Origin of the sequence: Pseudomonas sp. NPDC090203, from assembly GCF_044746765.1 — a bacterium.
Taxonomy (GTDB): Bacteria; Pseudomonadota; Gammaproteobacteria; order Pseudomonadales; family Pseudomonadaceae; genus Aquipseudomonas; species Aquipseudomonas putida_AD.
The window spans coordinates 14862-28563 of sequence record NZ_JBIVCV010000006.1 but is presented as its reverse complement, the minus strand read 5'-3'; the positions used below and the strand labels follow the sequence as shown (position 1 = coordinate 28563).

At 63.9% G+C, this 13702-nt stretch carries 12 protein-coding genes and 1 pseudogene; 12 read left to right on the top strand and 1 reads right to left on the bottom strand.

Annotated features, from left to right (window positions below):
* The first annotated feature begins 7 nt into the window (after window positions 1-7).
* From ACIPO9_RS12030 to ACIPO9_RS12020, 3 genes are all read left to right on the top strand, one after another.
* Window positions 8-2011 (top strand): DUF3488 and transglutaminase-like domain-containing protein, encoded by a 2004-nt coding sequence (locus tag ACIPO9_RS12030; RefSeq protein ID WP_274131433.1) that lies wholly within the window; start codon window positions 8-10, stop codon window positions 2009-2011.
* A 37-nt stretch (window positions 2012-2048) separates the two neighbouring features.
* Complete coding sequence (locus ACIPO9_RS12025) at window positions 2049-2828, top strand: CHAD domain-containing protein (protein ID WP_400781107.1); 780 nt, start codon at window positions 2049-2051, stop codon at window positions 2826-2828.
* Window positions 2829-2927: 99 nt separating this feature from the next.
* Window positions 2928-3722 carry an acyl-CoA thioesterase gene (locus ACIPO9_RS12020; RefSeq protein WP_400781105.1) on the top strand — a complete coding sequence of 265 codons (795 nt, stop codon included), beginning with the start codon at window positions 2928-2930 and terminating at the stop codon, window positions 3720-3722.
* A 56-nt stretch (window positions 3723-3778) separates the two neighbouring features.
* Here ACIPO9_RS12020 and ACIPO9_RS12015 read toward each other — a convergent pair whose 3' ends face one another.
* Window positions 3779-4000 carry a hypothetical protein gene (locus tag ACIPO9_RS12015; RefSeq protein WP_274131360.1) on the bottom strand — a complete coding sequence of 74 codons (222 nt, stop codon included), beginning with the start codon at window positions 3998-4000 and terminating at the stop codon, window positions 3779-3781.
* Window positions 4001-4795: 795 nt separating this feature from the next.
* On the opposite strand from ACIPO9_RS12015, the gene ACIPO9_RS12010 reads away from it, so the two are divergent.
* The 9 genes and pseudogenes from ACIPO9_RS12010 (at window position 4796) to ACIPO9_RS11970 (ending at window position 13521) form a co-directional block, all read left to right on the top strand.
* Window positions 4796-4996 (top strand): MbtH family NRPS accessory protein, encoded by a 201-nt coding sequence (locus ACIPO9_RS12010; RefSeq protein ID WP_081569556.1) that lies wholly within the window; start codon window positions 4796-4798, stop codon window positions 4994-4996.
* Between the two features lie 43 nt (window positions 4997-5039).
* A complete protein-coding gene (locus ACIPO9_RS12005) occupies window positions 5040-6026 on the top strand; it encodes a TauD/TfdA family dioxygenase (protein ID WP_400781410.1) in 987 nt (328 codons plus the stop codon).
* A gap of 11 nt (window positions 6027-6037) precedes the next feature.
* Entirely contained in the window at window positions 6038-6871 is an 834-nt protein-coding gene (locus ACIPO9_RS12000; RefSeq protein ID WP_274131358.1) for a formyltransferase family protein, read from the top strand.
* Window positions 6872-6901: 30 nt separating this feature from the next.
* The gene (fhuF, locus tag ACIPO9_RS11995) at window positions 6902-7660 is read left to right on the top strand and encodes a siderophore-iron reductase FhuF (protein WP_400781103.1); all 759 of its coding nucleotides are present in this window, start codon (window positions 6902-6904) and stop codon (window positions 7658-7660) included.
* A gap of 88 nt (window positions 7661-7748) precedes the next feature.
* A pseudogene (locus tag ACIPO9_RS11990) lies at window positions 7749-8573 on the top strand (cache domain-containing protein); the annotation flags it as partial.
* A gap of 15 nt (window positions 8574-8588) precedes the next feature.
* On the top strand, window positions 8589-9431 hold the full coding sequence (locus ACIPO9_RS11985; RefSeq protein ID WP_400608586.1) for a methyl-accepting chemotaxis protein: 843 nt from the start codon (window positions 8589-8591) through the stop codon (window positions 9429-9431).
* 227 nt (window positions 9432-9658) lie between these two features.
* On the top strand, window positions 9659-10408 hold the full coding sequence (locus tag ACIPO9_RS11980; protein ID WP_400608566.1) for a gluconate 2-dehydrogenase subunit 3 family protein: 750 nt from the start codon (window positions 9659-9661) through the stop codon (window positions 10406-10408).
* A 2-nt stretch (window positions 10409-10410) separates the two neighbouring features.
* A complete protein-coding gene (locus ACIPO9_RS11975; protein ID WP_400781101.1) occupies window positions 10411-12186 on the top strand; it encodes a GMC family oxidoreductase in 1776 nt (591 codons plus the stop codon).
* A gap of 12 nt (window positions 12187-12198) precedes the next feature.
* On the top strand, window positions 12199-13521 hold the full coding sequence (locus tag ACIPO9_RS11970) for a c-type cytochrome (RefSeq protein WP_400781099.1): 1323 nt from the start codon (window positions 12199-12201) through the stop codon (window positions 13519-13521).
* Window positions 13522-13702: the final 181 nt, after the last annotated feature.

Sequence of the window (13702 nt, the reverse complement as noted above, 5' to 3'; positions counted from 1 at the left end):
CGCGGCCATGACCCTGGGCAATCTTGCCAAGCCCATCCCCAGGACCAGCCTGAACTGGCTGCTGATTGCTCAGGCACTGGTCATCGTGCCGTTTTCCCTGCACGTTCCCGTTTCCTTGATCGTGCTGTGGCTGGCCTGCACCTTCTGGCGCATCCAGATCTTTCGCATGCGCGTGCGCATGCCCGGCAACTGGGTCAAGTCCGGGTTGCTGGTGGGCACGGCGGGCGGCATCTTCCTGGCCCGAGGCAGCCTGGTGGGGCTGGACGCGGGGGCGGCGTTGCTGATCGCGGCGTTCATCCTGAAGATGCTGGAAATGCAGACCCGCCGCGATGCCCTGGTGCTGATTTTCCTGGGGTTCTTCTGCGTGTCGGTGGGGTATCTGTTCGAGGATGCCCTGCTCTGGGGACTGTTCACGATTCTGCCCATCGTCACCCTGCTGGCGGCGCTGATCGGCTTGCAGCAGTCCGGTTTTGCCAGCAAGCCGGCGGACACCCTGATGCTGTCGGGCAAGCTGGTTTTGCAGGCTGTGCCGCTGATGTTGCTGCTGTTTCTGTTCTTTCCGCGCCTGGACCCGCTGTGGTCGCTGCCCCAGCCCAGCAACAAGGCCCTGACCGGTCTGTCCGACAGCATGGCGCCGGCCGATGTCACCGAGTTGAGCAAATCGGCTGCGCTGGTGTTCCGAGCCAGTTTCGAGGGGCCGGTGCCACCACGCGATCAGCAATACTGGCGCGGCCTGACCCTTGAACAGTTCGACGGACGCCGCTGGTCCCAGTCATCCCGGGCCCAGGTGCCCGATGCGCCGGACTGGCGCCGCGACGGCGAAAAGGTCAGCTACAGCGTGGTCATGGAGCCCACCGGCAAACCCTGGTTGATGACCCTGGATGTGGGTGAGACGGACCTTGCCGGGGTGCGCCAGATGAGCGATTTCCGCTGGCAGCGCAGGCGGCCCATCGACCAGTCGATCCTCTACACGGTCAACTCCTGGCCTGACGCCGTGCGGGAAACCACCCTCAGCGACGGCGCCCGTTCCCAGGACCTGCAGTTGCCGGCGAAGGTCAACCCCGAGGCCCGGGAATGGGCGGCCGACCTGCACCGGCGCTACCCTCAGCCCGACAGGCTGGTTGACGCCGTGCTGTCGAATTTCGCCGAACAGCCGTTTCACTACACCCTCAAGCCGCCGGCGCTGGGCCCCAACAGCATCGATGACTTCCTGTTCGGCAGCCGCTCGGGGTTCTGCGCGCACTACGCGGGGGCGATGACCTTCGTGCTGCGGGCTGCCGGCATTCCGGCACGAGTGGTGGCGGGCTATCAGGGCGGGGAGCTGAACCCTGACGGAAATTACATCAGCGTGCGTCAGTTCGATGCCCACGCCTGGGTCGAATACTGGCAGGCGGGTGTGGGCTGGCGCAGTGTCGACCCGACGGCGGCGGTGGCCCCGGCGCGAATCGAACAGGGACTGGAACAGGCACTGGCCGCTGACGAGGAATTTCTCGGTGACTCGCCGATGTCGGCCCTGCGCTACCGCCATCTGGCCTGGCTCAACGCGATCCGCATGAGCTGGGATAACCTCAACTACGGCTGGCAGCGCTGGGTACTTGGCTATCAGGGGCAGCAGCAGTTGCAGGTGCTGGGGCGCTGGTTCTCCGGGTTTCACGCGCCGGTGTTCGCGGGCGGCGCCGTGGCGATCCTCGGCTTGCTGGCGCTGTGGGTGTTCAAACCCTGGCGGCGGGAAAGCGATTCGCAGTTGCGGCTGTTCAACGCATTCGAACGACTGCTGGCCCGCCATGGTCTTAAACGACAGCAGGGCGAAGGTGCGCAGGCGTTTGCCCGACGCGCGGCCCTGCGTTTTCCCGCGCAGGCCGAGGCCATCGAAGCGTTCGCCCGGGAATTCGAAGCCCAGCGGTACGCCGGAGTTGCAGGCTCGGTCGGGCATTTACGCCGACGTTTGAAATATCTACGACGTAGCCTGCCCTGGCGCCTGTCGGCGGTCAGAGACAAGCCGCGGTCATGAATGAATAAGCAGTCGTGAACGAATAAGGAGTGGTTCGATGTCCTCAATGGTCGATCATCTGGTCGCCGAGATTCTCAGTCTCAACGTCAAGTTGCTGGCCTGCCACGCACGGCTGGCCGCGTCGACGGACAGCGAAGCGCTGCACGATCTGCGCACCACCGTCAGGCGTCTGCGCAGTGTATTGCGCCCGCTGCGCGGTCTGCCGGGGATGGATCAGGTCGAAGAGGCGGCCAAGGGCGTCGGTGACCTGACCACGCCGCTGCGGGACATGCAGGTGCTGGCGGCCTTCCTGCACAAGCAAGGCATGCACGAGCCTGCCCGCAAACGCACGCACTATCTGGACACGGCCTGCCCGCAAGTGGCCACCAGCGCTGAACTCAATCGCCTGCTCGGCGTGCTGGACCAGTTGCCGTCGTTCCTGCGTGCCCAGCAACGCCATGGCCTGCTCAAGAAGCTGCGTCAGCGGATCGAGAAGCGCATGGACAAACAGTGGAAGAAGCTGCGCGAGGCGATGGCCGACCCTGCCCATGACCGCCATCGCCTGCGCCTGCTGATCAAGCGCGTGCGCTACGCCGCCGAGGCCTACCCTGAGCTGAGCCATCAGCCTGACGGGATGCAGAAGCGCCTCAAGGCGGCCCAGGGCGCGCTGGGCGACTGGCACGATCACATGCAGTGGCTGGCCCAGGCCGAAGAACAGAAGGACCTTGCGCCTTGTGTGGCCGGATGGGAATTGGGGATTCTGCGTGCCGAGGAGAAATCCGACAAGGCGCTGGATCGCCTGTTTCATGCCTGCTTTGGCGAAAAGCCCGCCCACTGATCCCGATCAGGCCGCAGGATTGGCAGTTATGAACCCTGTCCTGCGCCATCGGCCTCGCTAACATCCGGAAAACCCTGTCGTCCGCCTCCAGGAGTGCGCATGAAATTTTCCGAATTACTCGATGCCGTGCGGGATAACCCGGGTAACGTTTCCATCCCCGCTGCCTGGGGCCAGGGCCGTTCCTGTTTCGGTGGCCTGATGGCGGCGCTGCAGTTCGAAGCCATGCGCGCCAGGGTTGCGGCTGACCGGCCCGTGCGTTCCCTGGCGATCTGCTTTGTCGGGCCGCCTGCGGTCGATGTGCCGATTTCCTTCGAGGTGGAGATTCTGCGTGAGGGCAAGGCGGTCAGCCAGGTGCTGGGCCGGGCGGTGCAGAACGGGCAGACCGTGACCTTGATCCAGGGCAGCTTCGGCGCGCCACGTGAATCGATGATCGCGGTACAGGCCGAGCCCGCGCCGTCGTTCAAACCGGTGCAAGATGTACCGGCCTTTCCGTTCATCCCCGGTGTCATGCCCGAATACCTGCGCTTCATCGAAATGCGCTGGGCGCTGGGCGGCTTTCCCTATTCGAACACGCCATCGCCCGCCATTGGCGGCTACGCGCGCCTGCGCGACGTGGAAGAAGAACCGCTGACCGAGGCGCATCTGTTGGCCCTGGTAGACACCTGGCCGCCAGCGACCTTGCCGCACCTGAGCAAACCGGCGCCGGGCAGCTCGCTGACCTGGACCATCGAATTCGTTCAACCCTTGCCGGCCATGACCACCCATGACTGGACGCAATATCGTGCGGTGATCGAACACGCGCGAGACGGTTACGGCCATGTGGCCGCCGCGTTGTGGACGCCGAAAGGGGAGTTAGTGGCGATCAGCCGCCAGACGGTGACGGTGTTCGGATAGGTACGATGTGCTGAAGAAGGGCCGATGAGCGCTGCTTCGAGGCCCGCGCCGAGACCTTATTGGCCTCGGGCTTTGATGGCCTGCGCCGCGATCAGACCCAACACGCCGATCCCCGCTGACGTCACGCTGGCGTTCAACGCGCCGTCGAGCAGCAGCAGACCCGAGACGATGGACAACGGGAACGCCATCGACGACAGCACCAGATTGGATGACAGGCCGGATTTGTTCACGGCCGAGAAGAAATCGTCGAGGTGCAGGTTGGTGATGAACTTGGGCATGATGCAGGCCTCCATGGACACTGAATAAGAACTGTTTTCGATGGATTCAGAATAGGCCCGCCAGCCCATCGCGGCGAATGGAGGTTTGCTATCGCCGCGATAGGGGGCATGGTTTTAGCCAATCGCATCGGCCCCACCTCCCGTAGCAGCACGGCTTGCCGGCGGGGCGATTTCTGGGCGGCCGACGCCGGCAAGCCGGACTGCTACGGGTGTGGTCACCTCAACCTGTAGGAGTGAGCTTGCTCGCGATGGCGCCTTTGAGATCGCTCCCGCCGGCAAGCCGTGCTGCTACGGGATGGGATTCAACCAAAGATTTTGATCTTGCTTTTGATCTTGTGCGCGATGGTGCAGACACCGCCGAACGCGACGTTAAGGCGCCAGGCCGAGCGCAGGCGTCGTGGAGGGGGATGAGCGGCAGGAAGCCGCGAAAGCTGTGCGGGCCAGGGACGGCCCATCACGGCGTGCCCCCGGAACGGCGCCGGAGTCGAGGGAAGTCCGAAGGACCCCAGCCAGGAGCAAATGGTTTGCCTACTTTCCCGGAAGAAAGTAGGTCGCCCGTAAGGGGCGAAACCCTAAGCTAAAACCCCCGCGAAAACGGATATACACCCGACCTCAGCGTCGCAAGAAGACGCGGAGCGTCAGACAACGCATTCCCACGCGGAGCGTGGGAACGATCATAACCAGCGGGATTTCCGCCGATTTTTTGAAAGAACCACTAATCATCCCGCCCCCTCAATCGTCTTCTAGATAACGCCTCCTGCACGCAGGCGATTTCCATCTGAAGAGGTTTTGCATATGAGCTTTGACGGCGAAAACACCCAGTTCCGGGTCGTGATCAACCACGAAGAACAATACTCCATCTGGCCTGACTACAAGGCCATCCCCGAAGGCTGGAAAAGCGTTGGCGTCGAAGGCGACAAACAGACCTGCCTCAACTACATCGAAACCACCTGGACCGACATGCGCCCGCTGAGCCTGCGCAAGGCCATGGCCTGAATCAGACAAACCCATTTGCCTGCGGAGCGACCTGCCCATGAACATGAGCATGCTCACGCCACACCAGCTCCACCTCGAAACCGGCTTTCCGCTGCGCGTCTACCCAGGCCAGCCGGGTGCATCGCTGGCGGCGCAATTCCAGTCCCTGCGCGGCGTGGTCGAGCGGATGCTCGAACGCGACGGTGCCATCCTGTTCAGCGGTTTCGACAGCGAAGGCGTCGAAGGCTTCCAGCGTTTCGCTGCAGCCTTCGGCCACCCGTTGCTCAACTACGAGTTCGGCTCCACCCCGCGCAGCAAGGTCGGTGGCAAGGGCGTCTATACCTCCACCGAATACCCCGCGCACCGCTCGATCCCGCTGCACAACGAACAGGCCTACACCACTGAGTGGCCGATGCGTATCTGGTTCTACTGCGCCAAGGCCGCAGCCAGTGGCGGCGAGACGCCGATTGCCGACAGTCGCGAAGTGTTCCGCCGCATTGATCCGGCCTTGCGCAAACGCTTCGAAGAGAAGCGCCTGATGTACGTGCGCAACTACGGCAACGGCCTGGACCTGACCTGGGAGCAGGTGTTCAACACCGAGCAGCGCAGCGAAGTCGAAGCCTACTGCCGCAAGCGCGGCATCCAGTACGAGTGGACCGAGGACGGCGACCTGCGCACCCGCGAGCAGGTCCAGGGCGTGGCGCAACATCCACGCACCAGAGACTGGGTCTGGTTCAATCAGGCGCACCTGTTCCACCTCTCCAACCTCGATCCGGAAATGCAGGAAATCCTGCTGGACACCGTGGGCGAGGAGGGCCTGCCGCGTAACGTCTACTACGGCGACGGCAGCCCGCTGGAAGACGACGCCCTGGCGCAGATTCGCGGCGTGCTCGCGCAATGCGAGGTGGTGTTCCCCTGGCAGACCGGCGATGTGCTGATGCTCGACAACATGCTCGTCGCCCACTCGCGCAAGCCCTTCAGCGGCGAGCGCAAGGTGGTGGTCGCCATGGCCGAAGGCATCAACGGTCACACGCTGCTCAACACTCCATGAGTTCGAAATCCATGCAAAAAACCAAGCTTGTGTACGTCTGGTCGTTGCGCAACGGGGCGGCCGACAAGGCCGGTCAGTACGTCGACTACCACGGCGAGAAACGCTACATGAAGTCGCCCCTGGAGTTCCTGGTGCAGGCGCTCAACGACACGCCGCTGGGGGATTACTACTCCCTGGAAGCGGTGATCTGCGACGACAACCCGCAATCGCCCCGCGACCGGGAAAACATCAGGGAATACGGCTTCGCGCCGGGGCAGGGCGAGCACTGGTTCTATCCTGCCGGGCTCAAGGTGCAGGGGCGCCTGGTCAATGACCTGCTGGAAAACGTGCCATCCACCTACCGTGCCCTGCCTCTGGGCGACACGGGCCGTCCGGCGGGCAAGTCGGATTTCGAGCGTCGTCTGGGCGAGCGGCTGCATGCCCTCGAAGCGGAGGTCGTGGTGCTCGATGGCCTGCTGGTGATCCTCGATGAACTGGTCCGTCCGGGTGCGGATTTCCATCGGCGTATCGTCAACATCCATCCGGGCATCACCCGCCTGGAATCACCCTACGAGCGTCGCGGCGCCTACGCCACCCTCGACGCGCTGTACGGCGCCAGTGGCAAGAAGGTGATCGACTGGAAGACCCGCGAAACCGTGGACATCCCGGTGGTGGACATGACCGGCGCCTCGTTCCATTACGTCGATAACGGCATCGATTCGGGCGAGGTGATCTTCGACGTCCTCGACACGCCCATCGCCCCCGACGACACCATCCTGGAACTGCGCTGGAACAACTTCAACAACAGCCTGTTCCCGGCGCTGGAGCAGGGGTTGCTGGTGCTGGCGCGGCGTCAGCCTCATTAGAGGTCGAACCACACAAACGGCGCCAGCGCGATGATCCCCGCCCTGGCGCCGTTGTTCATTGCCGAGTTCGCCCATTACCGCGATGTGCTGGTACTGAACGACGACCCGCGCGAGGGCATTCCCCTGCGCACTTTGCTCGACCCCGAAATTTTCGATCAGGTGCTCGACCGCTTTGGCGCGCATTACGCCGAGGGTGACCGACGCGGTCTGGCATCGATCTGGACCAAGTACTATTTCATCAAGCTGATTCCGCCCGTGGTGGCCGCTTCGCTGGTTCTCGGTCATCGGCTGCCATTGCACCTGGAACGGCTGCAACTGGTGCTGGACGAGCAGGGCATGCCCCAGGCCTTCAAATTGCCTGACGCCGGCCAACGCTGGGCGTCGACACCCACGGATCCCTTCCAGCGTTTCGAAGACCTCATCGAGGGCCATTTGCGTCCCTTCATCGACGGCGTCGCCGGGCGTGTGCGCGTCTCGCCCAAAGTGCTGTGGAGCAATGCCGGCAATTATTTCGAGTGGTTGCTGGGCGTGCTTGCCGCTGGCGTTCCCCACGCCGACCTGGGCCACGGCCACGAACTGCTGGCCGCGCCGACCCAGCCTGACGGCACGCGCAACCCGCTGTATCAGCCGGTGCGCTACGTCAAAGTGATCGGACAACATGGCCTCAAGCGACAGCGTCGGGTGTGTTGCGTGCGCTATCTGGTAGGGGGACTCGAGTACTGCGAGAACTGCCCGCTGCCCGCCCGTGAACGCCGGCTTGAGTGCGCCCTGATTAAATCTGCCAACTGATTGGCGTCAATTTGCCATCAATTTATTTCAAGATGTACGATCACCGGCCGATAGGGGATAACCACACGACCAGGAGGTGATTCGTCTCATGAAGCTGACCGTCAAAAGCAAGCTGCTCTGTCTTGCCATCGTTCCCGCGTTGCTGTTCGCCCTGATTCTCAGTGGCGTGGCCGCATGGATGTTGCAAAACAGTGCCAATCAGGAAATGAAGGAAACCCGTGAGCAACTGGTGGAACGCAACCGCCAGGTGCTGAAAAACTATGTCGATGTCGCGCTGACCACCATCAAGCCGCTGCATGACGCGTCTGCCAAAGGCGACATGGCCGCGCGGGACAAGGCGCTGGAACTGCTCAAGCCGATGAAGTACGGCGAGGACGGTTATTTCTTCGGCTACGACACCAAGGGCGTGCGCATCTTCCGGGGCGACAGTCCGGCCGGTGTCGGCAAGAGCTTCTGGGACACCCGCGATCCCGATGGCTCGTATCACTACCAGACCTTCGTCGAGGTCGCTAAAAACGCAAAGCATTACATCGACTACGCGGCGCCCAAGCCGGGTGACGAAGCGGTGCAGGTGCCCAAGCTGGGTTACACCGTGTTCCTGGACAAGTGGGACATGGTGCTGGGCAGCGCGATCAACATGGACGACATCGACGCCGCCATGGTGCTGGAACAGCAAGCGGTGACCAGCCGTACCCGCAGCATTCTGGCCAGCGTGTTCGTGGTGACCCTGATCCTGCTGCTGGTGACCGCTGCTGCCGGTGTCTGGACTGCCAACGGTATCGTGCGTCCGCTGCGTATTCTCAAGACCAACCTGGATGACATCGCCGCCGGCGACGGCGACCTGACCCATCGTCTGGTGGTGACCAGCCGCGACGAGTTGGGTGATCTGGCCGTGTCGTTCAACCTGTTCGTCGACAAGATCCACGCCATGGTCCGGCAGATCGCGCAGATGACCACAGATCTCGCAGGCCTGGTGGACCAGGCGACGCAGCAGACCCAGCGTTCCGAGGTGGCCATGCAGCGCCAGCGCGAGGAAACCGATCAGGTGGCGACAGCGATTCACGAGATGTCCGCCGCAGCCCAGGAAGTGGCCCTCAGCGCTCAGCGTGCCGCCGAAGCCGCCAGCGAAACCGACCAGCAAGGCCAGGCCGCGCGCAAGGTGGTGGGCACCAGCATCACCGGCATGAGTTCGCTGGTCGATGACATCCGCTTGAGCGGCACCAGCCTGGACAACCTGCAACAGGACGTGCGCTCCATCGTCTCGGTGCTCGACGTGATTCGTTCGATTGCCGAGCAGACCAACCTGCTGGCGCTCAACGCGGCCATCGAGGCGGCACGGGCCGGTGAAGCCGGGCGTGGTTTTGCCGTGGTCGCCGACGAGGTTCGCGCGCTGGCCAGCCGTACCCAGCAGAGCACCCAGGAAATCCAGGGCATGATCACCCGCCTTGAAACAGGCACCCATGCCTCGGTCGCGGCCATGCGCCGTTCCACCGAAGCGGGCGAGGGCGCCAACCAGCAGACCAACGAAGTCGGCGTCTCGCTGGATTCCATCTCGGGCCTGATAGGCACCATCAATGCCATGAACGCGCAGATCGCCAGTGCCGCCGAAGAGCAGACCTCGGTCGCCGAGGAGATCAACCGCAGCGTGCACCAGATCGCCGGCGCCGTGGAAAACCTCGCCGAGGAAACCGAGCAGAGCGCCCGTACCATGCGCGACGTTTCGGCACTGGGTAACAACCTCAGCGCGCTGGTAGGGCAGTTCAAGATTTGATGAATCGTTTAACCCGTCCCTGCTCGTAGCCGAGGGCGGCAATAGCTGGTTTAGTAACGCCCGATTGCTTAGCTATCTAATGATTAGCTGGCAATCGAATCTCCCGGCACGAAGGCTGTGCAAGCCTTCGCGTACGGGCGATGCACAACGAGAGCCACGACAAGAGGCCGTAACACCCCACAAGAAAAACGCAGCACACCCGTGTTCAGTCCGAGGAGTAAAACCCGATGTTCGATGACGACACGTCACCGGCGCGGCGCGATTTCCTGCGCAAGTCGTTGACCCTTATCCCCGTGGTAACCCTGGCCAGTGCCGGCCTTCCCGGCACCTCCTTCGCGCAGACGCCGGCAAGCGACGCCGCCCAGGCCGCGCAACCGGTAGCCCCGGCAGTGCCCGGCGACTACAAGCCGACCTTCTTCACCCCGCAGGAGTGGGCCTTTCTGATCGCCGCCTGTGACCGGTTGATCCCGTCGGATCACGTCGGCCCCGGTGCCGTCGAGCTTGGCGTGCCGGAGTTTCTCGACCGCCACATGCAGACGCCCTACGCCAACGGCGGTATCTGGTACATGCAAGGCCCGTTTCTGGAGGCCGCGCCCGAGTTCGGTTACCAGGGCCGCCTGAACCTGCGCGAAACCCTGCGCATTGGCATCAAGGCCATGGACGAGAGCTGCAAGAGCACCTTCTCCGGCAAGGTCTTCGCCGAGCTGTCCCATCCGCAGCAGGAAGAACTGCTCAAGGCCGCCGAGAGCGGCAAGCTTGCGCTGCAGGACATCTCGTCGAAGTTGTTCTTCACCAATCTGCTCAACGAGGTGCGCAACGGCTACTTCGCCGATCCGTCCCACGGTGGCAACAAGAACATGGGCGCGTGGAAGATGATCGGCTATCCGGGCATGCGCGCCGATTACATGGACTGGGTCACGGTGCGCGACAAGCCGTATCCATTGCCGCCAGTCGATCTGGCCGGACGGAGGGGCTGAACATGGCAACTGCAAAACCTAAAGTGGACGCCGTCATCGTCGGCATGGGCTGGACAGGCGCGATCCTGGCCAAGGAACTGACCGACGCCGGCCTGCACGTGGTGGTGCTGGAACGCGGCGCCGACCGCGACACCCAGCCGGATTTCGCCTACCCCAAGGTGGTCGACGAACTGGAAGGTTCGGTGCATCGTCGCTACCTGCAAAGCCTGTCCCAGGAAACCGTCACCGCCCGTCACGGCCTCAACGGCACCGCCGTGCCGTATCGCCAGATGGGTTCGTTCAAGCCGGGCACCGGTGTGGGCGGGGCGGGCAGTCACTGGTCCGGCTGCCACTTCCGCGCACTGCCGGAAGACTTCAAGCTGCGCAGCAATGTCGAGCAGCGCTATGGCGCGAAATTCATCCCCAGCGACATGAGCATCCAGGACTTCCCGGTCAGCTATGAGGACCTGGAACCGCATTTCGATCACTTCGAATACGTCTGCGGCACCTCGGGCAAGGCTGGGGTGATCCAAGGCGTGAAACAGGCCGGCGGCAACCCGTTCGAAGGTTCGCGTTCCCGTGAATTCCCGCTGGGGCCGAACCCCAATTACCTGGGCGCGGAGATGTTCTACAAGGGCGCCCGCGAGATGGGCTGGGACCCGTACCCGATTCCCGCTTCAAACGCCTCGGGACCTTACGTCAACCCCTACGGCTGCCAGATGGGCCCGTGTAACGCCTGCGGTTTCTGCAGCGACTACGGCTGCCTGAACTACTCCAAGGCCAGCCCCAACATCAGCATTCTGCCGGTGCTGCGCCAGCGCAAGAACTTCGAGCTGCGCACCCACGCGCAAGTGCTCAAGGTCAATCTGGACAGCGACGGCAAGAAGGCCACCGGCGTGACCTACCTCGACGCCCAGGGCCGGGAAGTCGAGCAGCAGGCCGACCTGGTGCTGCTGTGCGCGTTCTCGCTGTACAACGTGCACCTGATGCTGCTGTCGGGCATCGGCAAACCCTATGACCCGCAGACCGGCGAAGGCACGGTGGGGCGCAACTATTCCTACCAGAACCTCAACCGCGTGGTGCTGTTCTTCAACAAGGACGTGCAGGCCAACCAGTTCATCGGGATCGGCGGCGCCGGCACCACCATGGACAACCTCAACGGCAACCAGTTGGACAATGCCAAGGCCGGTTTCGTCGGCGGCGGCATCATCTGGGCACGTCAGCCGGGTGCCGGGCCGGTGCGCGGAATCAACGTGCCGCCGGGCACGCCGAACTGGGGCACGGCCTGGAAGCAGGCGGCCAGCGATGCGTTCCGCCACTCGTTCTATTTCGAGGTGCAGGGCGCGTGCATGTCCTACAAACAGCACTATCTGAGCCTGGACCCGACCTACAAGGACGGTTTCGGCAGGCCGCTGTTGCGCATGACCTTCGACTGGCACGACAACGAGGTCAAGGCGTCGCAGTTCCTGGTGGGCAAGGCCATGGAGATGTCGAAGATCCTCAACCCGACCGACATGTCCGGCGACGCCAAGAAGCCGGGCGAGCACTACAACATCACCAAGTACCAGAGCACCCACACCTGCGGCGGCGCGATCATGGGCAGCGATCCGAAGACCTCGGCGCTCAACCGCTACCTGCAATCGTGGGACGTGCACAACGTGTTCGCCATTGGCGCCAACGCCTTCCCGCAGAACAACGGCTACAACCCGACCGGGATGGTGGGTGCGCTGGCGTACTGGTCTGCCAAGGCCATTCGCGAGCAGTACCTGAAAAACCCCGGCCCGCTGGTTCAGGCATAAGGAGAAACAACGATGAAAAAGTTTCTCTTGAGCCTGATCGCACTGGGCGTGCTGGTGTTCGTGGCGCTGTTCACGTTCGCCCTGTGGCCCACTTCGACGCCTGCGTTGAGTGCCTCGGCGAGCATCGACCAGGCGTTGATCGACAAGGGCCGCTACCTGGCCGACGCCGGTGACTGCACCGCCTGCCACACCACCAAGGGTGGCAAACCGTTCGCCGGTGGCCTGCCGATCGCCTCGCCGGTGGGCACGCTGTACAGCACCAACATCACGCCGGACAAGGACACCGGCATTGGCAAGTACTCGCTGGACGAGTTCGACCGCGCGCTGCGTCACGGTATCGCGGCCAACGGCGACAGCCTGTATCCGGCCATGCCGTTCCCGTCCTATGCCCGCGCCAGCGACGATGACGTACGCGCGCTGTATGCGTACTTCATGCAGGGGGTGGAACCGGTGAAAGCCGAGAATCGCGTCAACGACGTGCCCTGGCCGTTGTCGATGCGCTGGCCGCTGGCGATCTGGCGCAAGGTGTTCGCACCGGCGCCGCAAGCGGTGGCGTTCGATGCGGCGCGTTACCAGGACCCGCAGATCGCTCGCGGCGCCTATCTGGTGCAGGGCCTGGGGCATTGCGGCAGTTGCCACACGCCACGGGCGCTGACCCTGCAGGAGAAGGCGCTGGATGAGTCGGGCAGCGAGTACCTGGCTGGCGGCCCGGTGATCGACGGCTGGCTGGCGGTGAACCTGCGCGCCAACCCGGCAGACGGTCTGGGCAACTGGAGCGCCGATGACATCGTCGCGACCCTGCGCAGCGCCCGCAGCGAAACCCACGCGGTACTGGGTGGGGCCATGGGCGATGTGGTGGTGCACAGCACCCAGCACCTGAACGACGCCGACCTGCACGCCGTGGCGGCCTACCTGAAGAGCCTGCCGCCGAGCGCCCATTCGGTGTCGAGCTTCAAGGCCGATCCGGCCACGGCCAAGGCGTTGCAGGCAGGGCAGGAGAGCGGTCGCGGCGCCGAGCTGTACGTCGACAACTGCGCAGCCTGCCATCGCACCGACGGCCAGGGCTATCAGCGGGTATTCCCGAAGATCGCCGGCAACTCGTCCGTGCTGTCGCAGGATCCGGTGTCGATGATTCGCCTGGTGCTGACTGGCAGCAAACTGCCGGCTACGGCAACGGCGCCGTCGGAGCTGGGCATGCCGGGCTTTGCCTGGCGCATGTCCGATGAAGAAGTGGCGCAACTGCTGACCTTCATCCGCAGCAACTGGGGCAACCAGGCGCCTGCGGTGAAAGCCAGCCAGGTCGCCGAACTGCGCGCGACTTTGCCCAAGCCATAAAAGCAGAAGCGGCGTCACGCGCAATGCATGACGCCGCTTTCTTTCATCAAATTTGCCCCCCCCGACCTGTAGGAGCGGGGGGGGGGCCCCCCGGCGGGGGGGGGGGGCCGGGCGGGGGGGGGGGGGGGCGGGCGCCGCCGGCCGCGCCCGCGCCCCCGGGGGGGGGCCCCCCCCCCCGCGC